General features: G+C 69.0%; 15 protein-coding genes. 4 read left to right on the top strand and 11 right to left on the bottom strand.

Annotated elements, in window-relative coordinates; genetic code table 11:
• Positions 1 to 51: 51 nt before the first annotated feature.
• Positions 52 to 738: a DedA family protein gene (locus tag ABD172_RS07730; protein ID WP_344308459.1), complete on the bottom strand. Its 687-nt coding sequence runs from the start codon at positions 736 to 738 to the stop codon at positions 52 to 54.
• 182 nt (positions 739 to 920) lie between these two features.
• Between ABD172_RS07730 and ABD172_RS07725 the strand changes: the two genes are divergently transcribed.
• The 3 genes from ABD172_RS07725 to glpK all read left to right on the top strand — a co-directional run bounded on the left by ABD172_RS07725 (position 921) and on the right by glpK (position 5,352).
• Positions 921 to 2,024: a YhjD/YihY/BrkB family envelope integrity protein gene (locus tag ABD172_RS07725; RefSeq protein WP_344308457.1), complete on the top strand. Its 1,104-nt coding sequence runs from the start codon at positions 921 to 923 to the stop codon at positions 2,022 to 2,024.
• A gap of 198 nt (positions 2,025 to 2,222) precedes the next feature.
• Positions 2,223 to 3,689 carry a glyceraldehyde-3-phosphate dehydrogenase gene (locus ABD172_RS07720; protein ID WP_344308455.1) on the top strand — a complete coding sequence of 489 codons (1,467 nt, stop codon included), beginning with the start codon at positions 2,223 to 2,225 and terminating at the stop codon, positions 3,687 to 3,689.
• 166 nt (positions 3,690 to 3,855) lie between these two features.
• Positions 3,856 to 5,352, top strand: a complete 1,497-nt coding sequence (glpK, locus tag ABD172_RS07715) for a glycerol kinase GlpK (protein ID WP_344308454.1) — start codon at positions 3,856 to 3,858, stop codon at positions 5,350 to 5,352.
• 120 nt (positions 5,353 to 5,472) lie between these two features.
• On the opposite strand, the gene ABD172_RS07710 is transcribed toward glpK, so the two are convergent.
• From ABD172_RS07710 to ABD172_RS07675, 8 genes are all read right to left on the bottom strand, one after another.
• Positions 5,473 to 6,054, bottom strand: a complete 582-nt coding sequence (locus ABD172_RS07710) for a hypothetical protein (RefSeq protein WP_344308452.1) — start codon at positions 6,052 to 6,054, stop codon at positions 5,473 to 5,475.
• A complete protein-coding gene (locus tag ABD172_RS07705) occupies positions 6,051 to 7,172 on the bottom strand; it encodes a D-2-hydroxyacid dehydrogenase (protein WP_344308450.1) in 1,122 nt (373 codons plus the stop codon). Before ABD172_RS07705 ends, ABD172_RS07710 begins: the two co-directional genes overlap by 4 nt.
• Positions 7,129 to 8,928, bottom strand: a complete 1,800-nt coding sequence (locus tag ABD172_RS07700) for an MDR family MFS transporter (RefSeq protein ID WP_425546670.1) — start codon at positions 8,926 to 8,928, stop codon at positions 7,129 to 7,131. The genes ABD172_RS07705 and ABD172_RS07700 overlap by 44 nt, the downstream gene beginning before the upstream one ends.
• A gap of 239 nt (positions 8,929 to 9,167) precedes the next feature.
• The gene (locus ABD172_RS07695) at positions 9,168 to 10,019 is read right to left on the bottom strand and encodes a TetR/AcrR family transcriptional regulator (protein WP_344308447.1); all 852 of its coding nucleotides are present in this window, start codon (positions 10,017 to 10,019) and stop codon (positions 9,168 to 9,170) included.
• Positions 10,020 to 10,837: 818 nt separating this feature from the next.
• Positions 10,838 to 13,006, bottom strand: coding sequence for a DNA primase (gene dnaG / locus ABD172_RS07690; protein ID WP_344308446.1), 2,169 nt, complete (start codon positions 13,004 to 13,006; stop codon positions 10,838 to 10,840).
• Between the two features lie 46 nt (positions 13,007 to 13,052).
• Positions 13,053 to 14,342, bottom strand: a complete 1,290-nt coding sequence (locus ABD172_RS07685) for a deoxyguanosinetriphosphate triphosphohydrolase (protein ID WP_344308444.1) — start codon at positions 14,340 to 14,342, stop codon at positions 13,053 to 13,055.
• A 3-nt stretch (positions 14,343 to 14,345) separates the two neighbouring features.
• The gene (gene dusB / locus ABD172_RS07680; protein WP_344308536.1) at positions 14,346 to 15,488 is read right to left on the bottom strand and encodes a tRNA dihydrouridine synthase DusB; all 1,143 of its coding nucleotides are present in this window, start codon (positions 15,486 to 15,488) and stop codon (positions 14,346 to 14,348) included.
• A 140-nt stretch (positions 15,489 to 15,628) separates the two neighbouring features.
• A complete protein-coding gene (locus tag ABD172_RS07675) occupies positions 15,629 to 17,353 on the bottom strand; it encodes an ATP-binding cassette domain-containing protein (RefSeq protein ID WP_344308442.1) in 1,725 nt (574 codons plus the stop codon).
• A 209-nt stretch (positions 17,354 to 17,562) separates the two neighbouring features.
• Between ABD172_RS07675 and ABD172_RS07670 the strand changes: the two genes are divergently transcribed.
• Positions 17,563 to 19,023, top strand: coding sequence for an L-lactate permease (locus ABD172_RS07670; RefSeq protein WP_344308440.1), 1,461 nt, complete (start codon positions 17,563 to 17,565; stop codon positions 19,021 to 19,023).
• Positions 19,024 to 19,104: 81 nt separating this feature from the next.
• On the opposite strand, the gene ABD172_RS07665 is transcribed toward ABD172_RS07670, so the two are convergent.
• Positions 19,105 to 20,421, bottom strand: coding sequence for a YibE/F family protein (locus ABD172_RS07665; RefSeq protein ID WP_344308438.1), 1,317 nt, complete (start codon positions 20,419 to 20,421; stop codon positions 19,105 to 19,107).
• Between the two features lie 96 nt (positions 20,422 to 20,517).
• On the bottom strand, positions 20,518 to 21,909 hold the full coding sequence (locus tag ABD172_RS07660; RefSeq protein WP_425546666.1) for a glycine--tRNA ligase: 1,392 nt from the start codon (positions 21,907 to 21,909) through the stop codon (positions 20,518 to 20,520).
• Between the last annotated feature and the right edge of the window lie 343 nt (positions 21,910 to 22,252).

Here is a 22,252-nt window from a genome sequence, read left to right as displayed (position 1 = left end):
AGCGCCTCGGCGGTTCTGCTGTGCTGGTTCCGGAGTACTGAGGGCGATCGGTCAGTTCTGTTCGTGGGCCCGGCGACGGTTCCGGCGGATGCGACTCACGACGAACCACACGACGGCGACCACGACGGCGACGATCACGACCTTCTGGAAGACACCGACGTACCGCTCGACGATGTGCCAGTTCTCCCCGAGCACGTACCCGGCCATGACGAGGGCGGTGTTCCACACGAGGGACCCGATCGTCGTGAGCGCGAGGAAGAACCCGAGGTGCATCCGGTCGACGCCGGCCGGAATGGAGATGAGACTGCGGAAGATCGGGATGAGACGGCCGACGAGCACGCCCCACGTCCCGTAGCGGTGGAACCACGCGACAGTGCGGTCGATGTCCTCGACGTCGACGAGCGGGATCCTCGCGCCCCACGAGCGCAGACGCTGGAGGCCGAACACGTGTCCGAGCCAGTAGAGCGCCGAGGCGCCGACGACGGACCCGACCGTGGCACCGAGGATCGCTCCCCACAGGCTCATCGACCCCTGGGAGGCGGTGAAACCGGCGAGCGGCAGGATCACCTCGGACGGGATGGGCGGGAAGAGGTTCTCCGCCGCGACCATGAGGGCGACCCCGAGGACCCCGAAGGCCTCCATGAAGTCGACGACGACGCCGGTGAACCCGCTGAGTTCCTCGGCAGACACGGGAGCGGACACAGAAGCGGGAGCGGCGGCGAGGAAGTCCGGAAGCATGCGCACGAGCCTACCGACCGCTTCTCCGGGCCGATGCCGGATCGCCCCTCGATTCCTCCGAGTTCTTCTCTCCCCACCTGGGGATTTCCTGCGGATGACGGTTCACCTTCGGTAATGTCGGGTGGGACACAGCTCTCCCCCGGCCGCACCACGGGAAGGCCGGCCTTCGGAAGGACAGTCGGATGGAGTCGCTCGGCACGGGCCCGCGCCTGCTCACCCATCGTTCACGAGCCGAACAACTGAGTCGGGGCTTCATGTCCCGTCCCGGGGTCGTCCACGTCAAGGAGACGGTCGCCCGGTTCGGCCTCCGGCTCGGGAACCAGTTCGCCGCCGCGATCACGTACTTCCTCGTCCTCGCCATCATCCCGACCGCGATGTTCGCGTTCGCCGCCACCGGCTTCGTCCTCGACGTCGTCCGTCCCGAGCTCGTCGACGTCGTCTCCGCGATGATCGAGGAGGCCGTTCCCGGTAACCCGGAGCTCGTGAGCATGTTCGAGGGCTTCCTCACGAACTGGGCGGGCGTCGGTCTCGTCTCCCTCGTCGCGGCGCTCTACACCGCGCAGGGGTTCATCGGGAACCTCAAGGACGCGATCCGCGCCCAGCTGCGCGGCGACTTCGACTCACCGGTGAAGGACCCGCTCGTCCGCAAGTACCTCAACAATCTCGTGACGCTCGTCGGCATCGTCGCCGGGATCGGGTTCACGGTCGCGGCGACGATCATCGGCACCGGCCTGCAGACGCAGATCGTCGGCTGGCTCGGCCTGCCCGGCTGGGTCACCCCGGTCCTCACCATCACCCCGATGTTCATCACCCTCGGGGCCTCCTGGCTCGTCTTCTGGTTCATCTTCACGATGATCCCCTCGACCCCGATCCCCCGCCGCACCCGCGCGATCGGCTCCTTCATCGGGGCGTTCGCCCTCACGGTCCTCCTCAACCTCGCGACCGTCGTCATCGGGGCGTTCTCCGGTTCCCCGACCGCCGCGCTCTTCGGGCCGATCATCGCGGTCATGGCCGCGATGAACCTCTTCGCCCGCATCCTCCTCGTCATCGCCGCGTGGATGGGCACCGCCGACGACGACACCGCGTTCGCCCACATCGCCGAGGCGCCCGCCGGCTACCGGCCGCCCGCGCGCGGGCGCCGCGCCCCGGTGACGACCGGGTCCCGCGGTGAGGCACTCGGGGGATTCCTCGTCGCCTCGGGCCTCATCGCCCTCACGATCCTCGGCTACCGCTCTCTCGAGGCGCGTGGCGCCGTCCGGGCGGCCGACTCCACGGACGGCGACTGACCGGTTGCGGTGGCGGATCTCACGCGTTCGCGTCCCGGAGCAGGCCGCGCATGCGCGGCGCGTCACGGGCGCTCCGGGTAGACTCGGGGCGGAAAACGCGCGGATGGCGATCGATCCCGACAGCGATCGAGCTGGCGTCACGATCGATCCGGACAGGGCCGCTCGCCCGAGGGCCCGCAGACTGAAAGGTACCGACAGGTGACAGACCAGGTTACGACCGCAATGCAGGAATGGACCGCGAAGCAGGATGCAGCGGAGCAGCTCATCCCGTTCGTCGGACGTCTCTACCGCAACAACGACGTCCTCCTCACCGTGTACGGCCGCAGCCTGCTCAACAAGTCCGCGATCGGTGTCATCAAGGCGCACCGCTACGCCCGTCACTTCGACGGCGTCGAGCTCGACCTCGAGCAGACCCTCGCGATCGCCCAGGTGCTCGACACCCTGAACCTCGGCTCCGCGCACGTCGACCTCGGCCGTCTCGCCGCCGGATTCCGCAACGCCGGTGGCGCCGACCTCGTCTCCTTCCTCACGCAGGAGCTCGGTGACCTCGTGAACGCCGAGTCCACCGCGAAGACCGAACCGCGGGACGTCGTCCTCTACGGCTTCGGCCGCATCGGTCGCCTCCTCGCCCGCATCCTCGTCGACCACGCCGGCACCACCGGCCTCCGGCTGCGTGCCGTCGTCGTCCGCAAGAACGGTGAGGGCGACATCATCAAGCGTGCCTCCCTGCTGCGTCGCGACTCGATCCACGGCAAGTTCGACGGTTCGGTCGTCGTCGACGAGGAGAACAACACGATCCTCGCCAACGGTGTCCTCATCCAGGTCATCTACTCGAACGACCCGGCCACCGTCGACTACACCGAGTACGGCATCAAGGACGCGATCGTCGTCGACAACACCGGCAAGTGGCGTGACGAGGCCGGCCTGTCCCAGCACCTGCAGGCGAAGGGCGTCTCCAAGGTCCTCCTCACCGCTCCGGGCAAGGGCGACCTCAAGAACATCGTGTTCGGTGTCAACACCCACGACATCACCCCCGAGGACCGCATCATCTCCGCCGCGTCCTGCACGACGAACGGCATCACCCCGGTGCTCAAGGTCCTGAACGACAAGTACGGCATCGTGAACGGCCACGTGGAGACCGTCCACTCCTTCACGAACGACCAGAACCTCATCGACAACTTCCACAAGGGTGCCCGCCGCGGTCGCGCCGCCGGCCTCAACATGGTCCTCACGGAGACCGGTGCCGCCAAGGCCGTCGCCAAGGCCCTCCCGGAGCTCAAGGGCAAGCTCTCCGGCAACGCGATCCGCGTCCCCACCCCGGACGTCTCGATGGCGGTCCTCAACCTCAACCTCGCGCAGGAGACCACGGCCGAGGAGCTCAACGCGTACCTCCGCGAGATCTCCCTGTCCTCGCCGCTGCGCAACCAGATCGACTACATCCATTCCCCGGAGATCGTGTCGACCGACCTCGTCGGTTCGAAGCGTGCCGGTGTCGTCGACGGCCTCGCGACGATCGTCGAGGGTGACCGTGCGGTCGTCTACGTCTGGTACGACAACGAGTTCGGTTACTCGAACCAGGTCATCCGCTGCGTCGCCGCGATGGCCGACATCGAGACCCCCTCCGTTCCGGCCCCCGCCGCCGGTGTGGAGACCGTCTCCGCCTGATCCTCACCCCGGCTCCGCCGGCCCCCTCCCGAGGCGCTCGCCCCGGTGACCTGCCAGGTCGCCGTGGCGGGCGCCTCGGCGTTTCCCCTCCGATCGGCCGCCGGAACCGGCCGATCCGCTGTGCGCCGGACCACGACGATTCCTCACCGCCCACTAGGATTCCGGTATGGGACATGTGCTTGCCCTCGACGAGGGAACGACGTCGACACGCGCGGTCATCTACTCCGAGGACGGGCGGGTGCTCGCCTCGAACCAACAGGAGTTCCGCCAGATCTTCCCGGCGGCCGGACTCGTCGAGCACGATCCGGTGGAGATCCTGCGGACGACCCGGGAGGTCATCGGTCGGGCGCTCGGATCGGCGCTGCTCACCGCGAAGGACCTCACGGCGGTCGGCATCACCAACCAACGTGAGACGACCCTCGTGTGGGACCGGACGTCCGGCGCGCCGCTCCACAACGCCCTCGTGTGGCAGGACACCCGCGGCGGCGAGCTCGTCCGGGCGCTCACGGAGGCCGGACACGCGGAGGAGATCGCGGAGATCACCGGGCTGCCGGTGAATACCTACTTCAGCGCGATCAAGGCGATGTGGCTGCGGGAGAACGTCCCCGCGGTCCGGGAGGGGCTCGACGCCGGCACCGCACTCATCGGCACGATCGACTCGTGGCTCATCTGGAACTTCACCGGGGGCGTCCACGGCGGCCTCCACGCCACGGATGTGACGAACGCGTCCCGGACGATGCTCATGGACCTGCGCACCCTCGACTGGTCGCCCCGCCTCCTCGAGCTCACGGGGCTCCCGGCCACAGCGCTCCCGGAGATCCGTCCCTCCGTCGGGGACTTCGGCACCGTCGCCCCCGGTTACCTCACGGCGGGCGTGCCCATCACCGGCGTGCTCGGTGATCAGCAGTCCGCCGCGTTCGGGCAGGCGTGTTTCTCCCCCGGCGACACGAAGAACACGTACGGCACCGGGTGCTTCATCCTCACGAACACCGGCGAGGCGATCCGGCGTTCGGCCCACGGCCTCGTCACCACCGTCGCCTTCCGGATCGGGGACGAACCCGCCCAGTACGCGCTCGAGGGGTCGATCGCCGTCGCCGGGTCGCTCGTCCAGTGGTTGCGCGACAACCTCGGGATCATCCGGTCCTCCGCGGAGGTGGAGACACTCGCGGCCTCCGTCGAGGACTGCGGGGACGTCTACTTCGTGCCCGCGTTCTCCGGCCTCTACGCCCCGCGGTGGCGGCCGGACGCCCGCGGCACCATCACCGGTCTCACCCGCTTCGCGCACAAGGGGCACATCGCCCGCGCCGCACTCGAATCGACCGCATTCCAGACCGCCGACGTCCTCGACGTGCTCCGCCAGGACTCCGGGTACACGATCGAACGGCTCCGGGTCGACGGCGGGATGAGCCGCAACGACCTCCTCATGTCGTTCCAGGCGGACGTCCTCGGTACCGAGGTCGTCCGACCCACGACCATCGAGTCGACGGCGACGGGAGCGGCGACGGCGGCGGGGATCGGCGCAGGACTGTATTCCGGTACCGCGGACGTCGCGCGCTTCTGGACCGAGGAGAAGCGCTGGTCACCGCGGATCGACGAGGACGCACGGGTCCGCCTGCTCCACCGCTGGAACGAGGCCGTGGACCGGTCGCTCGGATGGGCGTGAGAGTGCCGTGGTGGCACCGGCGTCTCGACATGGCACCGGAGCCACGGTGACTCCGGTGCCTTCTCGGGATTCCGGTGTCACCTCGGCGGCCCTTCGTCGGCGCGGCGGCGCCTCGTCGGTTCAGCCGCTGAGCTCCTCGTAGGCCCAGTACGGTTCGAGGTCGTCGATCCGCGCGGCGAGGGCGGGATCACCCTCCCGTTGCGCCGCGAGGTCGTCGACCGTGCGACGGTGCAGGAGGAGACACACCGGCCCGATGAGGCCGAGGACGACCGCCCCGATCGCCGCACCGACGGCGAACGCCGGCGCCTCGCCCTGCAGGACCGTCCCGAGGATCCCCGCCGCGACGACGCCGATGAGGAGCACCGTGATCGCCGCGGGCACCGTCGTCGGCGCGCGCAGGGGCGGGGGTCGACGAGCGGCGAGGTCGTCGAGGGGATCCTTCGCATTGAGCCGGCGTGCGCTCAGCACACCCCAGAGCGCGGCGAGAAGACCCACAACCGCCATCGCCGTCGCCGCGAGCAGGAGCACGTGCCGGACCGGTTGCGAACCGAGGGAGGAGACCGCCGCCCCGATCGACGCGGCGAGCATCGCGAGTGCCGCGAGGAGTCGCACCGCGACGAGGACGAGGCGCCGGGTCATGAGCGTGAGGAGTGCTTCGTTCACGAGGTCCGACCGGCGACGGGAGTAGGTCCGGTCGTTCACGCCCGTCCTTCCGCCGTGGTCGGACGTGCTGCGGTCTTCGGGCCCTCTGCCGAGTACCCCGTCGTGAGGTCGATCCGGTTCTGCAGGGTCTCCCCCGCGAGATAGCGGTCCCAGTTCGCGAGGAACCCGTCGGCGAGGCGCTGCATCCACCCGTGCGTGTCGCCGCTCATGTGCGGGGTGAGGACGAGGTTCGGGGCCGACCACAGCGGGTGGTCCTCCGGGAGCGGTTCGGTGTCGACGACGTCGAGCCCCGCCCCGGCGATACTGCCGGATTCGAGAGCCGCGATGAGAGCTGAGGTGTCGAGGCTCGCACCCCGCCCCACATTCACGACGCGGGCGTGATTCGGGAGGGCGGCGAACACCTCGGCGTCGAGGAGGTTCTCCGTCGCCCGGGTGAGCGGAGCGATGTTCACGAGCCAGTCGACGTCCCCGACGTGCCGGGCGAGTTCGGCGGAGTCGACGATCGTGTCGAAGTCCGGATCACCGTCGCGGGCGCGCGAACCGGCGCCGACGACCCTCATCCCGACCGCCCGGAGCAGCCTCGCCGTCTCCCGACCGATCGCACCGACGCCGACGATCATCGCGGTCGTTCCCGCCACGTCCTCGGTCTCCCGGTGCTGCCACACGCGGGCCCGCTGATCATCCCACGACCGCGGCATGTCCTTCGCGAGGAGGAGGACGAAGGAGAGCACGAACTCCGCGATCGGCCGATCGAAGGTCCCGCGCGCGTTCGTGAGGGTCACCTGCGAGTTCCGCAGCGCGGGGAACATGAGTGTGTCGACCCCGGCCGAGGCCGCGTGGATCCACCCGAGGCGGTCGGCCCGGTCGAACACGTCCGCGAGGGCCTCGGAGAAGAAATCCCACATGAGGAGGACGTCGGTCCCGGGCAGGGCGTCGCCGAGGTCCTGCGCCTCGACGACACGGAGCTCGGCCTCGTCCCGCAGCCGGTCGAACGCGGCGGGCCATCCCTTCGTCTCCGAGGTGAGGACGGTGAGCACGGGACGCGCCGCAGCCCACCGGGAGGTACCGGTGGGCTGCGGCGCGGGGGCGTCGGGACGGTCGGAGGGGCTGCTGTCAGCGGGAGTGGGGATCTCCGGCTGCGGACGGGACGCGATCATCGGCACTCTTCTTCTCGGACCGGGGAACGGACTTCTCCCCGGGTTCGGTGGCGGGTGAGACCACTGTATCCAAGGGCGCCGTTCCCGTGGCGGCGAGCTCCGCCGAGGTCGCGGTGATCGCCTCGTCAGAGGTCGACCGGACGCTCGGCAGGGAGCCGGTCGGCGAGGTGAGCTCCGCGGGCTTCTGCTCCGGTGCGGTGTTCTCCGTGGTCCGGGGCGCCTCGGCGGAATTCTCCTCGTCCACCCGGGCCCGGGAGGGCGCACCGCGGTCGAGCTTCGTCGCGAGCGGCACCTCCTTGATGAAGAATGCGAGGACGAGGCCGACGGCGACGAGCGGCACGATGAAGAGGTACAGCGGCACGAGCGCGTCGTTGTACGAGGTGACGACCGCGTCGTGGACGGGAGCAGGCAGCTCCTTCACGAGTTCCGGAGTGAGGCTCGCGGCACTGGCCCCGCCGGAAGCCGCACCCTCGGGGAGGCTCCCGGAAAGATTCGACATGAGGCGGCTCGTGAAGAGCGATCCGACGATCGACATCCCGAGCGAGGATCCGATCTGGCGGAAGAAGTTGCTCGAGGCCGTCGCCACGCCGACCATCGCGACCGGGAAGGCGTTCTGCACGACGAGGACGAGCATCTGCTGGCTCAGACCGATACCGAGACCGAGGACCGCGATGAAGCCCATCGTCACCCACGCGTTCGTGTCCGCCCTCAGGAGGGACATGAGGACGAGGGACACACCGACGAGCGTGATACCGACGAGCGGGTAGATCTTGTACCTGCCGGTGCGGGCGACGACGAACCCGACGAGCGTCGAGGACACGAGCATGAAGCCCATGTTCGGGATCATCATGAAGCCCGCGACCGAGGCGGACACACCGTGGGTCATCTGGAGGTACGTCGGCATGTAGCCGATGACACCGAACATCGCGACCGCGACCATGAGGCCGGCCGAGGTCGAGAGCACGAAGTTCTTGTCCTTGAACAACCACAGCGGGATGATCGGCTCGGACGCGACCCGTTCGACGAGGACGAAGGCGACGGCCGTGACGACGACGACCGCGCAGAGGCCGAGGATGACCGGCGAGGTCCACTCGTAGGTATTGCCGCCCCAGGCGGAGACGAGCACGAGCGCCGAGGTGAAGGCGCTCACGAGCACCATGCCGGCGATGTCGAGCTTCGGCCGCACCTCGTACTTCGTCTTCGGCAGCTTGAGGAAGATCGCAGCGGCGAGCAACGCGCACAGACCGAGCGGGAAGTTGATGACGAACGCCCAGCGCCAGCCGGGACCCTCCGTGAGCCAACCTCCGACGAGCGGTCCGGCAACCGAGGACACCGCGAACACGGAGCCCATGATGCCCATGTACTTGCCGCGCTGACGCGCGGGGACGACCGAGGCGATGATCGCCTGGGAGAGGATCATGAGGCCACCGCCGCCGATGCCCTGCAGCACGCGGCCGAGGATGAGCAGACGCATGTCCTGCGCGACGAGACCGCACACGGCGCCGACCATGAACACGGCGATCGCGAAGACGAAGAGCTTCTTGCGTCCGAAGAGGTCACCGATCTTGCCGTAGATCGGCATGACGGCGGTCGAGGCGAGCATGAACGCGGTCGAGACCCACAGCATGAGGTCGACACCGTTGAGTTCACCGACGATCGTCGGGAGGGCCGTGGCGAGCATGTTCTGGTTGAGGGAGAACATGAACATCGCCATCATGAGGCCGATGAAGAGGAGGAGAACGGCCGACTGGCTCATCGGTGCGTCCGGGTCGACGGGCGCGCGCTTCGCACGACGGGGCTTCGTCCGCGTCGGGGAGGCGTCTGCGGCGGCGTGTGCCGGAGCAGCGGTGTCGGAGGAGGGATGGGTGGTGGCTGGCTCGAAGTCGGATTCGCGTGGAGCGACGAGTCCGGCGGAGTCTGCGGCAGAATGAGCTGCCTTCCGCACGTCGGGCATCTCCTTTCGTGATCGGTGTGTCATGGGCGTGGCTTCCGGTTTCACTCGGCCCCCTCGAAGGGACCGGAGGACGGTCCGCGGAGCACATCGAGGAACAGGGCGATCGACCGCCCGAAGAGCTGGGCCGTCTCCGTGCCGGAGATCTCGCCGCGGTCCTTCGCCGCGAGTTTCCGACCCGAGAAGCGCAACGGAGCGGCGCAGACCTGGACGATCATGCGCGCGAGGTCCTCCGCGTCCTCCTCGGTGTCGTACTCGATCCCCCAGCGCACGAGTCGGCCGCGGACGATCTGCGCGGCCTGCTCCTCGAGGAGGCTCGTGCGTTCGAGCTGCCGACGGAGCAGGTGCGGGTGGAGCGCGAAGATGCGCCGCCGTTTCTCCGCCACCTCGTCGTCGTTGAACGTGAGCATGAACGCCTCGTGGATGAGGCGCGCGATGTCCTCGAGCATCGTCCCGTGGAGCGGTTCCTCCTCGATGAAGGCCCGCACCTGGTCCTCGTCGAGCGTCTGATCCGTCGTGAACCCGACGATCGCGTCGTCCTTCGAGGCGAAGTAGTTGAAGAACGTCCGGGTGGACACACCGGCCGCCTCCGCGATCTGCGCGACGGTCACCTTGTCCATCCCGTGTTCGAGCACGAGTTCCACGGACTGCACGTGGATGGCCCGGCGGGTCTGCCGGGCCTTGCGGTCCCGGAGCGACTCCTTCGGCGCGAGCGATTCCTTGGGCGCGATGTCCGGGATCGGTTCGGCGTCGGGGGATTCTGCGGTGGAGCCGTGTCGAGTCGTGATGATCGTTCCTGATTCCGGGAGAGGTGCGAGTGCGGTGCCGACCTGTGGATCCGTCTCACGAGGTGGTTCGTGGCGTCTCCGATACCGGTCACCCGAGCAACACCTCAATTTTGCATCCCGTGCAATTTTTCCTCAAGTGCAATCTTGCGTGATGTGCACAACTGCACGGAGTGCAGGCACGGGCCGTCCGGGGTGGAGGCAATCAGCTGCGCACTGTCGCACGATTCCGGAACCAGCTGCGCACTTCGGCACGATCCAGCCGCCTGAAATCGTGCCGAAGTGCGCAGCTGATAGAGGGATCCCTCCAAGAGGGGCCCCGCCGGTACGTCTTCACAACCCTCGTCCCCGGATGAGCCGGACAACGCATCGAGATCACGATTCCCCGTGGTGAACCCTGTTGAGATCGCGATTCCCCGTGGTGAGCCCGTTGAGATCGCGATTGACTGCGCGTTCTGGCGGAAACTCCACCAGCAATTGCGACCTCGACATCGGCAATCGCACCGGATAGCGACCTGAAGTGGTCGAAGCTGCTTCGCGCAGCCGACACCGCTGCCGCGGACGAGAGTCGGGCCGGCGCGTACCTCGTCGCAACCACCCGAGCCCCGACGGTTGAAGGGCTACTTCCGGTGTGGCGGTATTCACACCATGGCGGTACTCACACCATGGCGGGGCTGATTTCGAGGATCTCGCACCGAACTTGCTGACCGGGCAAGTTCAAGCGAGTTCTGCCCGACGGGTTACTGGGCAAGAGCCCTATCCCGTACACACATTTCGGCCTTTGACCCGGGTTGTCCGAGGTGGAGGGCCGACGTGTCCGGGACCACCTCGTGAATCCGCCGGCCCGGGACGCTCGAGCGACCACCGGGTCACATGAGCGACGGCGGTGTCACATGAAAGACGGCGGTGTCACATGAAGGACGGCAATGTCACATGAGCGACTGCAGGCGGGCGCGCTGACGCTGGAGGATCTGCAGCTGTTCGAGGAGCTTGCTGCTCGTCGTGAAGTCGGCCGGGTCCGTGCGCTGCAGCCGGGAGTGCAGTTCGCCGGCGATCCGCAGCATGTCCTTGTCGAAGAGGCGCGCGATGATCCCCCGGCAGTACCGTTCGATCCCCTCACCCTCGGTCGCCGGCAACGGCTGCACGGTGAGTTCGCCGACGAGGCCCCGCAGTTCCGGAGCGATCGCCTCGAGGACACGTTCGGGCCAGGCGGCGGGGTCGGTGATCCCGAGGCGCACTCCCCCGGCGGCCTTCATCGCCGCGTGCACCGCGCGGTACCGGGGATCGGAGAACACCTTGCCGTTGAGTCCGTCGAAGAGCTTCGCGTTCACGTAGGTCGGCTGCTGGAGCGCCACCATGAGTGCTCCGCGTTCGATCTTGAGCCCCGTCGGGTCGACGGGCGCGCCCTCGAGTTCCTCCGCGTAGGCCGCGAGCTCCCGGCCCGGATCGTCCGCCGATCCGGACCCGGGCCCGGTCTGCGGCGCGCCGGTCCGGGGCGCGCGTGCGTACCGACCGTCCTGCGCATACCGACCGTCCTGCGCAGTCTGCCCGTATTGTCCGTCCGGGCCGTACCGACCGTTCTCGTTCCGTCGACCGTGCGTGTCGGACTGTCCGTTCCGACCGTACTGACCGGTCGCACCGTACTGACCGGTCGCACCGTACTGACCGGTCGCAGGGCTCTGCCGACCGCCTCGGTCACCGGGGCCGGGGGCTGTGACGCCCTGGCTCCCGGCGGCCGGCTTCCCGCCACCGTGATTCCCACCGTCCCGGCCGCGGCGTCGTTCGTTCAGGACGGCACGGGTCACCTGGGCGGTGTCGACGCCGATGTGACCGGCGACGATCCGCTCGTACTCGGGACGCAGCGCCGCGTCACGGATCTGCGCGATGAGGGGTGCGGCCGACCGGATCGCGCGGACGCGGCCCTCGGCGGTCTCGAGGTCGAAGGAGTCGACGGTCGTCGTGAGCGCGAACTCGAAGAGGGGCCTGCGGGTCTCGATGAGGTCCCGGACCGCACCGTCGCCCTTCGCCACGCGCAGATCGCACGGGTCCATCCCGTCCTTCGCCACCGCGATGAAGGTCTGGGACACGAACTTCTGGTCGTCCCGGAAGGCCTTGAGCGCGGCCTTCTGCCCGGCCTCGTCGCCGTCGAAGGTGAAGACGACCTCACCGGCGTGCGTGGAGTCGTCCCCGAGCAGGCGCCGCACGATCTTGATGTGTTCCTCACCGAACGCGGTACCGCACGTCGCGACCGCCTGGTCGACCCCGGCGAGGTGCGCGGCCATGACGTCGGTGTACCCCTCGACGATGACGATCCGCTTCGTCTTCGCGATCGCGCGCTTCGCGAGGTCGAGTCCGTAGAGCACCTGGTTCTTCTTGTAGAGGACCGTCTCCGGGGTGTTGAGGTACTTCGGCCCCTGGTCGTCGTCGTACAACCGCCGCGCACCGAACCCGATGGTCCGGCCGGTGACGTCCCGGATGGGCCAGGTGAGACGCCCGCGGAACCGGTCGTAGATCCCGCGTCCTCCCTGGGACACGAGCCCCGAGGCGATGATCTCGTCCGAGCGGTACCCGCGCCCCCGCAGATGGTTCAGGAGTGCGTCCCAGGACTTCGGGGCGTACCCGACACCGAAGTGGGCACACGCCGCGTCGTCGAAGTCGCGCTCGGCGAGGTACTCCCGTCCGATCTGCGCGGCCGGGGTCGCGAGCTGTTCACGGAAGAAGTCCCCGGCGACCTGGTGCATGTCGACGAGGCGCTGCCTGCGGCCGTGCTCCTCCTTGTCGGGTCCCTTGCCCTCCTCGTACTGGAGCTGGACACCGTACTTCCCCGCGAGGCGTTCGACCGCCTCGACGAAAGTGAGTCCGTCGATCTTCTGGAGGAACGAGTAGACGTCGCCGCTCTCCCCGCATCCGAAGCAGTGGTACATCCCCACCTGCGGACGCACGTGGAAGGACGGCGTGCGCTCGTCGTGGAAGGGGCACAACCCCTTGAGGGACCCGATGCCCGCGTTCTTGAGGGTGACGTACTCACCGACGACCTCGTCGATGCGCGAGCGCGAGCGGACCTCGTCGATGTCCTCACGACGGATCAGACCGGCCATCGACGTTCACCCCCTCGCGCGCGCACGGCACGACTCCCCCGCAGCCTCACAGCAGGCTGGCCTCGTCCGCCTGCATGCGGTGGTACGCCGACCACGCGGAGTGATCGGTCATCGAGGCGACCTGGTCGACGACGACGCGCAGGCGGGCGGCCTCGTCCGCGGCCTCCCTGTGGTCGTGGAGGAAGATCCGGTCCATCGCCTCGGGTTTCTCCGAGAAGTACTCACACAGGGTGCCGAGCACCCGGGCCTGGATGCGCTGGAGGGAGAGGCGGTCCTCGGCGACCATGACGGTCACCGTCGCGAGGCCCTTGAGCACCGCGATCTCGTGGCGGGTGGCCTCGGGGACGACGAGGTTCCCGTCGTAACGGCCGAGGGGTTCCCAGCCGTACTCCTCACGGGTGGCGGCCTCCGCGGCACCGACGAAACGTCCGATGAGCTGACTCGTCATGTGCTTGAGTCCCGCCTGTGCGGAGCGCGACCCGTCGTAACGCTGCTTCGGCCAGTACGCGGCCTTCTGCAGGCGCCGGAGGGCACCGGTGATGACCTCGTCGCTCGCCTCGGGCAGGTACCACGAGCGCGTGATGTCGATGAGCCCGCCGAGCGCGTGGTCGTTGTCGTACGCGAAGAGGTCGAGGGCTCCGGAGAACACCGCGTCCTCGACGTCGTGCACGGAGTACGAGATGTCGTCGGCGAGGTCCATGATCTGCGCCTCGATGCAGCGCTGACCGTTCTCCCGCCCCTCGCGCAGGAAGGTGAAGACCGGGCGGTCCTCGTCGTACACCCCGAACTTCGTCACGGTGGAGCCGGCACGCGCGGCGATCGGACTCTCCCCGCGCGGCCACGGGTACTTCGTGCACGCGTCGAGGGTCGCCCGGGTGAGGTTGAGGCCCGCGGGGCTGCCGTCCTCCCGGATCACCTTCGGTTCGAGCCGGGTGAGCACCCGCAGGGTCTGCGCATTGCCCTCGAATCCGCCGATGTCGGCACACACCTCGTCGAGCACCGTCTCCCCGTTGTGACCGAAGGGCGGATGACCGAGGTCGTGCGAGAGGCACGCGGTGTCGACGATGTCCGGGTCGCTCCCGAGGTACCGGGCGAGTTCGCGGCCCACCTGCGCCACCTCGAGGGAATGGGTGAGGCGGGTGCGGACGAAGTCGTCCGAGCCCGGGGACACGACCTGGGTCTTCGCACCGAGGCGGCGCAGACCCGAGGAGTGCAGCACCCGGGCGCGGTCGCGCTGGAAGTCCGTGCGGCGGGGATTCTTCGCGGCCTCGGCCGCCCATCGCTCCCGATCGTGCGCGGAGTAGGAGGCGACGGCCGTGGGGATCACCGTGGTCATCGATCAGCCCCCGGAGACGTCGAGCTCGGCGAGCGCGAGTTCCGCCTTGCGGTCCTCGGCCATCTCCCGCGAGTCGAGCCAGCCGTCGGGCAGATGGGGCCTCTTCGGGCGGGTGGTCCGCCCACGGGTGCCCTCGGCGTCCGCACCGGGGTACGGGGCGTCGCCGAGGCCGTCGAGGAGCTCACGGAGCTCGGCGAGGGTGGACACCATCGCGAGCTTCTGCCGCAGCTGCCCGCCCACCGGGTACCCCTTGAAGTACCACGCGATGTGCTTGCGGAGATCACGGACCCCGAAGAACTCGTCCTCGTAGTACTCGGTGAGGTAGACCCCGTGCTGGTACACCGCATCCGCGACCTCCTTGAGACCCGGACGGATGCGTTCGTCGCTCCCGGCGAGCGCGTACTGGAGGTCGCCGAAGAGCCACGGACGGCCCTGGCAACCGCGTCCGATGACGACGCCGTCGCAGCCGGTGCGCCGCATCATCTCCACCGCGTCCTCGGCCGCGAAGATGTCGCCGTTGCCGAGGACGGGGACGGCGTCCCCGATCTCGTCCTTGAGCCGGGCGATCGCGTCCCAGTCGGCGCGTCCCGAGTAGAGGTCCGCGGTCGTGCGGCCGTGGAGCGTCATCGCGGAGACCCCGGCGTCCCGGGCGATCCGACCGGCGTCGAGGTACGTGAGATGGTCACCGGTGATGCCCTTGCGCATCTTGATGGTGAGGGGGACGTCGCCCTTCGAGGCCTCCTTCACCGCGGTCTGCACGATCGCGGTGAAGAGGTCGAGCTTCCACGGGAGGGCGGACCCGCCGCCCTTGCGGGTCACCTTGGGAACGGGGCACCCGAAGTTGAGGTCGACGTGGTCGGCCCGGTCCTCCTCGACGAGCATGCGCACGGCCTGCCCGATGGTGACCGGGTCGACGCCGTAGAGCTGGACGGACCGCGGGGTCTCATAGGGCTCGTGATGGATGATCCGCATGCTCTTGGCATTGCGTTCGACGAGCGCGCGGCTCGTCACCATCTCCGTGACGTAGAGGCCGGCCCCGTACTCGCGGCACAGGCGACGGAACGCGGTGTTCGTGATCCCGGCCATGGGCGCGAGCACGACGGGAGAATCGAGTGCGATGTTCCCGATCGTGAGGGACCGGGGCACGAAGGCACGCTGCGTGTCCGCGCTGCGTGAATCGGTGCTCCGCGCGTCTGTCTGAGGGGTCTCGATCGTCGTTGTCACGTCACCATTCTTCCACTTCTCGTCGTTCCACCGTGCCCCGTCCCCACGAGGTGCACGGAAGGTCACAGCCTGCAGTCCGAACGCAGGTCCTCCACGTCCCATTCCTCGTCCACCCCGGCCCGCCGGGCGAATTCGGGATCGTGGGTGACGAGGAGGACCGCTCCCTCGTACGCCTCGAGGGCCTGCACGAGCACCTCGGTGCTCGTGAGATCGAGGTTGTTCGTCGGTTCGTCGAGGACGAGGAGCCCCGGAGCGGGATCCGCGACGAGCCGGGCGGCGAGCGCCACCCGGAACCGTTCCCCGCCCGAGAGCGTGCCGCAGTCCTGCTCCACGCGGTTCCCCCGGAGTTCGAGTGCCGCGAGCACCTCACGGATCCGGTGCACGTCCGCATCGGGGGCCGAGTCGCGGATCGCCTCGAGCACCGTGCGGTCCGCCGACAACCCGTACTGCTGGGCGAGCGTGCCCACCGGCACGTGGACGTGCACTCCGAGGCCGGGGAACAACTCCGCGGCGTGCCCGGCCGGGCCGCGCGCTCCCCCGTCACCTGCTCCCCCGTCGCCGTCTCCTCCGCCGCCCGCTGCGCCGGTGAGCAGATCGAGGAACGTCGATTTGCCGGATCCGTTCGGCCCCACGAGGCGCACCTTCCCGGGTCCGACGATCCGGCGAACGACCTCATCGCTCCGCGTGTCGTCGGTCGCACGCACCACCTCGAGCACCTGTTTGCCCGCATGGACCCGGGTCTCCGGCAGGGACAACCGGATGAGGGTCTCCCGCCGCAGCGCGTCCTGGGCCACCCGGAGCGCCTCCCGTGCCGCGTCCTCGTCGGCGGCCTTGGCTCCCCGCACCCGCCCGGCGTTCCCCTGGGCCTTCTGCTTGAGACTGTTCATGAGGATCTTCGGGCCGCTGTCGTTCCGCTTCGCGCCGTACGCGGCGGCCCGGGCGAGTTTCGTCTCCGCCTCGATGCGTTGCTTCTTCTCCTTCTCGAACACCTTCCGGGCGTCGACGACACGTGCGCGCCGCGCCGCCTCCTCGGTCTCCACGGCCTCGCGGTATGCGTCCCAGTTCCCGCCGTACAGATGCAGCCCGCCGGCGAGTTCGGCGATCCACTCGACGCGACGGAGCAGTTCCACGTCGTGCGAGATCACGAGGGTGGGCCCCGTCCGGCGGGCGAGTACCTCGAACACGAGGGCACGCCCGGCGGCATCGAGGTTGTTCGTCGGTTCGTCGAGGACGAGCCAGTGCGCGCCGGCGAGGAGCGCCGCCGCGAGACCGATGCGCATCGCCTCGCCACCGGAGAAGGAGTCGACGCGCCGGTCGAGGACCGCCGCCGCCGAGGCGCCACCGGCCGCAGCCGGACCGGTCCCCTCCCGCGGGCCCGCTGTGTCGAGGCCCACCTCGGCGAGTGCCGCGAGAGCCCGTTCCTCGAGGTCCCAGTCCTGGCCGATGAGGTCGAGGTCGCCCTCGTCCATGTCCCCGGCGAGGACACGGCGGAGGGCGGCGAGCGCCTCGGCGATCCCGAGGGCCGTGGCGACGGTGACGGAGGAGGTGGGCAGGAGTTGGTCGACGACGTGGACCTGGCCGGCGCCGGTGATCGCACCGGAAGTCGGGGCGAGGGTGCCGTCGAGCAGCCGGGCGAGCGTGGACTTGCCGGAGCCGTTGTCACCGACGAGGCCGATGAGGCCCGGCGGCAGCGTGGCGGTGAGATCCCGGAGGACGGGAGTGCCGTCGGGAAGGGAGTAGGACAGTGCGGACAGGGAGATGCCGGAAGTGAGGTTGCCGGAAGGCATGAGGGAACCCGTTTCGTTCAGTACTGCTGTTCCGCACGGGAGGAATCCGGCGGAACACTGACGCGGAAGCGGGTTCTCACTTCACTGCGGTGCACCCTTCGTCGACGACACCTGCCCCACCATGGTAGTCCTGTACTCGTTTCCCCGCATGTCCGTTCCCTGCGTGTCCCTGTGCACCCCGCTCTCCCCTTCCGTGCCCGAGAGGAACCATGAACCCCGAGCTCACGTCCGGCGCCCTCGCCCTCCTTCCCGTCGCGGTCGCCGTCGTGTGCATCCTCGTGCGGGTCTCGCCGATGATCTCGGCGGGCCTCGGCTTCCTCACCGCCGCGGTCGTCGCACTCCTGTGGTTCCCGGAACCGGCGGGTGTCTGGGCGGGGAGATTCCTCGCACAGGTGCCCCTGTTCCTCGAGATCATGCTCATCATGCTCGGCGGTCTCGCACTCGCCCGGGTCCAGGAGGCCTCCGGGTACATGCGGACCTTCTCCGCCTGGCTCCTGCGGTCCGTTCCCGGTCCGACGGCCGGCGCCGCTCTCGTCGTGTGGGCGATCGTCCCCTTCGCGGAGAGCGTGACCGGCTACGGCGTCGGGATCACCATCGGCATCCCGATCCTCGTGCACCTCGGTTTCGGTCCGCTGCGGGCGGCGTTCCTCGGCGTGCTCGGACTCACGATGGCGCCCTGGGGATCGCTCGGTCCGGGAACCCGCATCGCGGCGGAACTCGGGCGGGTCGACCTCACGGAACTCGGGATCGAGAACGCGTGGATCAACGGAGCCGCGGTGCTCGTCTCCGTCGTCGTCGTCACCGCGACCCTGCGATTCCACCGGCCGGAGCACACGGTGCCGATCGTGCTGTGGAACCTCCTCGGAGGGGTGACGATGTGGGCGGGCATCCTCGTGGCGAACATCCTCGTGAGCACACCCGTCGCCGGTGTGCTCGGGTCGGTGCTCGTGCTCGCCGTCCTTTTCGCGGTGTTCCGCCTCCAGGGCAACGACGTGTCGATGAGCCCGCGGGTCCTCCTCGCGCTCACGCCCTACCTCACTCTGCTCCTCGGCTGTGTGGCGGCCGCGTTCGTCGCACCGCACGTGCCCGCGGCGGCCGCGACCGTGCTCACCTCGCCGGCCCTGTGGCTCGCAGTGGGCACCGTGACCTCGTTGTTCGTCTCCGAACGCGCGTGGGCCGGTCAGGAACCGGCCCCGTGGAACCTGCCGGCCACCGCGGTCGCGGTCGTCCGGAGCTGGGCCCCGGCGGCGACCGCGACCCTCGGTTTCCTGCTCCTCGGATTCGTCCTCACCGCCACCGACATGGCGGCGTCGATCGGTGACCTCATCACGCTCACCGGACCCGCCGGGTTCCTCTGGATCGGCGGGTTCCTCTCGGTGCTCGGCGGAGTCGTCACCGCCTCGGGCACGGGGACGAACGCGATGTTCGCCTCGACCTTCGGACTCGGGGCGGACGCTCTCGGGATGGACCGCACACTCGTGCTCGCGACGACGAACGAGGTGGGCGCGATCGGCTCGAACGCCTCGGTCGGGAGGGCGATGCTCGCCTCACAGGTCGCCGGGACGGACGCCGCAGCCCGCGGCACCCTCCTACGCTACCTCTTCCTCTGGGTGCTCGCGGTGTACGTCGCGGTGCTCGCACTCGTCCAGCTCGTGCTCGCGTTCGTGTGAGCGGGGCGCGCACGGCCGCGAAAGCACCGCTTTGCGCCGCGTGACAGGGATTGTTTCCTCCTCACCGACGCAAAGTGGTGCTCACTCGGGACCAGGCGCCGCCTCAGGACCCGGCGCCGCCTCGGGGCGGGCTGGCACCGCGACGAGCGCCGCGATCCCGGTCGTGAGCGGGATCGCGAGGACGAGACCGATCGAGGTGACGAGGATGTTCACCACCTGGATCGCGAGCTCGCCGAGGGTGAGTGACTCGAGGAAACCGCGCGAACTCGACACGACGAGCAGGAGTGTCATGAGCGCTCCGCCGACGAATGCGAACGCGATCGTGTAGACCGTCGAGGCGATGTGGTCCCGCCCGATCCGCATGGCCGACCGGAACACCTCGAGGCGCCCGGCCCGCGGGTTCGAGGACCGCAGTTCCCAGACGGCCGCCGCCTGCGTGATGGTGACGTCGTTGAGCACGCCCAGACCGGCGACGAGGATCCCGCAGACGACGAGGTCCGCGGTGGACACCCCGTTCGAGTACAGGAGGTAGCTCTCCTCGGTGTACACACCCGACAGCCGCGACCACTCGCTCCACCACAGCCCGAGCACCCCGGTCACCGCGATCCCGCCGAAGGTGCCGAGGAGCGCCGTCGTCGTCCGGGCCGAGAACCCGTGAGCGGCGTAGAGGACGACGAACATGATGACCGCCGAGGCCACGCACCCCACGAGCACCGCCGAACCCCCGTCGAGGAGCGCCGGCAGCATGAAGCCGAGCATGACGGTGAATGCGAAGACGAGCCCGAGGAGCGCCCGCACCCCCTTGAGCCCGGCGACGAGGGCGACGACGAGCGCATAGACCACGGCGAGCACCCCGATCGGCAGGTTCCGGTCGAAGTCCGTGAACACGTAGTCCGCAGCGCCCGGGGCCGCCGCGGCCTCCGCCGCCACCGAACTCTCCGTCCCCGCCGGAGCTCCCGGACTCGCGACGTCGAGCGAGAACGCCTTGATCGGATCCCCGGGGGCGAGGCCGGCGCGCATCGCCTCCGGCGGCACGTACAGGCTCCCCTCCCGAGGCGCCCCACCGGATCCGGCGGAGTCGCCCTCCCGGAACGTCGCCGCCGAACATCCGGCGGTGTCCGCATCGGGGCACTCCCCGAGGTCGAGGGCCATGACGGTGCCGGTGACGAAACCACTGCCGGCGGCGGTGGCGGCGGGATCCCACAGGGTGTCCGCGGGGGAACCACCGCGCGCCTCGGCGCCGGGCCACAGGAGGACGAGCCCGAGGACGGTCGCGAGGACCAGCGGCGCGAGGAACGCCGCCATGAGTGTCCAGGCGCGCCGGGAGACGGCGACCTGCGCCGCCGCCGTGTCACGACCTCGGCCACGCCGACGGGAACGGAGCGAGGAGTGGGGCATGTGCATCGGGGGACCTCGGGATCGGAGGGGGCGAACGACGGCGGGGCCGGAAGCACATGCTCCCGACCCCGCACGGTGGTGTGTCCTCGGCCGCCCTCAGCAGCCGAGGCCGGCGGCGAGGTACGCGGGCACCTCGTCGAGGGCGATCCGCTCCTGCGACATGTCGTCGCGCTTGCGAATCGTGACGGCATCGTCGTCGAGGGTGTCGAAGTCGACGGTGATGCAGTACGGCGTCCCGATCTCGTCCTGCCGGCGGTACCGACGGCCGATCGCACCGGCGTCGTCGAAGTCGACGTTCCAGCGCTTGCGGAGTTCCGCCGCGAGTGCCTGGGCCTTCGGCGAGAGCTTCTCGTTGCGGCTCAGCGGGAGCACCGCCGCCTTCACCGGCGCCAGGCGCGGGTCGAGCTTGAGGACGACACGCTTGTCGACGCCGCCCTTGGTGTTCGGCGCCTCGTCGACGGTGTACGCATCGACGAGGAACGCCATCATCGACCGGGTGAGACCGAAGGACGGTTCGATGACGTACGGGGTGTAGCGGTCACCGGACGCCTGGTCGAAGTACTGGAGCTTCGCGTTGGAGTTCTCGGTGTGGTTCGTGAGGTCGAAGTCGGTGCGGTTCGCGATACCCATGAGCTCGCCCCATGCGTTGCCCTGGAAACCGAACTCGTACTCGATGTCGATCGTGGCGGCCGAGTAGTGCGCCCGGTCGTCCTCCGGCACATCGAAACGGCGCATGTGCGCGGGGTCGATGCCGAGATCGACGAACCAGTTCCAGCAGTCCTCGACCCAGTTGTCGAACCAGGTGCCCGCCTCGTCCGGGTGGGTGAAGAACTCGATCTCCATCTGCTCGAACTCGCGCGTGCGGAAGATGAAGTTGCCGGGGGTGATCTCGTTGCGGAAGGCCTTGCCGACCTGGCCGATGCCGAACGGCGGCTTCTTGCGGCCGGCCGTGACGACGTTGTTGAAGTTCACGAAGATGCCCTGCGCGGTCTCCGGGCGGAGGTAGTGCAGCCCCTCCTCGTTGTCGACCGGACCGAGGTAGGTCTTCATGAGGCCGGAGAACTGCTGGGGTTCCGTCCAGTTGCCCTCCTGGCCGGTCTCGGGGTCGCGGATGTCGGCGAGGCCGTTCTCCGGCGGGTGGCCGTGCTTCGCGGTGTACGCCTCGATGAGGTGGTCGGCACGGTAGCGCTTGTGGGTGTGGAGGGACTCGACGAGGGGATCCGTGAACGTCTCCACGTGACCGGAGGCCTGCCACACCTGCGAGGGCAGGATGATCGAGGAGTCGAGGCCGACCATGTCGCCGCGTCCGCGCACGAAGGTCTGCCACCACTGCTGCTTGATGTTCTCCTTGAGCTCCACGCCCAGTGGGCCGTAGTCCCATGCGGACCGGGTTCCGCCGTAGATCTCACCCGCCTGGAACACGAAACCGCGTCGCTTGGCCAGTTCGATGACGGAATCCAACGTCGATGCCACGAATATCTCCTTCATAGGGGGCGAACGGCTGGCTGTCGCTCGCATGCGCGATCCCCCAGCGTAGTCGAGACGTCCCGGCGACACGCAGGGTGCGCGCGAGTCCGACGGCACGGTGTGCGAGCGCGGCCGCACCCGCGACTGTGGCGCAGCGAACACCGCCCGAACGCCCCTCACCGGCGATCCCGTGTAGACTGGTCGCACACCCAAACCTGTTTTCCGCAGCTGTTTTGTGCCGTGCACCATGGGCCCCGCTCCCGAAGAGCGTGCGCACCACACGAGGATCCGAGTGTGATCCCGGGACACGAGTAGGCACTCGGCTTTGCGGTATCGGCCCTGATTGCGTGAGTGGAGTGCAAGG

The sequence above is a fragment of the Brevibacterium samyangense genome (assembly GCF_039529845.1).
GTDB classification, from domain to species: Bacteria; Actinomycetota; Actinomycetes; order Actinomycetales; family Brevibacteriaceae; genus Brevibacterium; species Brevibacterium samyangense.
The sequence above is the reverse complement of the archived record's forward strand: the minus strand, read 5'-3'. Positions and strand labels throughout refer to the sequence as shown.

Bases quoted from the DNA above. Each gene is read 5' to 3' on its own strand.
- dnaG (WP_344308446.1), bottom strand. From the start codon at position 13,006: ATGGCCGGTCTGATCCGTCGTGAGGACATCGACGAGGTCCGCTCGCGC.
- glpK (WP_344308454.1), top strand. From the start codon at position 3,856: ATGGGACATGTGCTTGCCCTCGACGAGGGAACGACGTCGACACGCGCG.
- ABD172_RS07685 (WP_344308444.1), bottom strand. From the start codon at position 14,342: ATGACCACGGTGATCCCCACGGCCGTCGCCTCCTACTCCGCGCACGAT.
- ABD172_RS07670 (WP_344308440.1), top strand. From the start codon at position 17,563: ATGAACCCCGAGCTCACGTCCGGCGCCCTCGCCCTCCTTCCCGTCGCG.
- ABD172_RS07705 (WP_344308450.1), bottom strand. From the start codon at position 7,172: ATGATCGCGTCCCGTCCGCAGCCGGAGATCCCCACTCCCGCTGACAGC.
- ABD172_RS07730 (WP_344308459.1), bottom strand. From the start codon at position 738: ATGCTTCCGGACTTCCTCGCCGCCGCTCCCGCTTCTGTGTCCGCTCCC.
- ABD172_RS07660 (WP_425546666.1), bottom strand. From the start codon at position 21,909: ATGAAGGAGATATTCGTGGCATCGACGTTGGATTCCGTCATCGAACTG.
- ABD172_RS07700 (WP_425546670.1), bottom strand. From the start codon at position 8,928: ATGAGCCAGTCGGCCGTTCTCCTCCTCTTCATCGGCCTCATGATGGCG.
- ABD172_RS07725 (WP_344308457.1), top strand. From the start codon at position 921: ATGGAGTCGCTCGGCACGGGCCCGCGCCTGCTCACCCATCGTTCACGA.
- ABD172_RS07675 (WP_344308442.1), bottom strand. From the start codon at position 17,353: ATGCCTTCCGGCAACCTCACTTCCGGCATCTCCCTGTCCGCACTGTCC.
- ABD172_RS07665 (WP_344308438.1), bottom strand. From the start codon at position 20,421: ATGCCCCACTCCTCGCTCCGTTCCCGTCGGCGTGGCCGAGGTCGTGAC.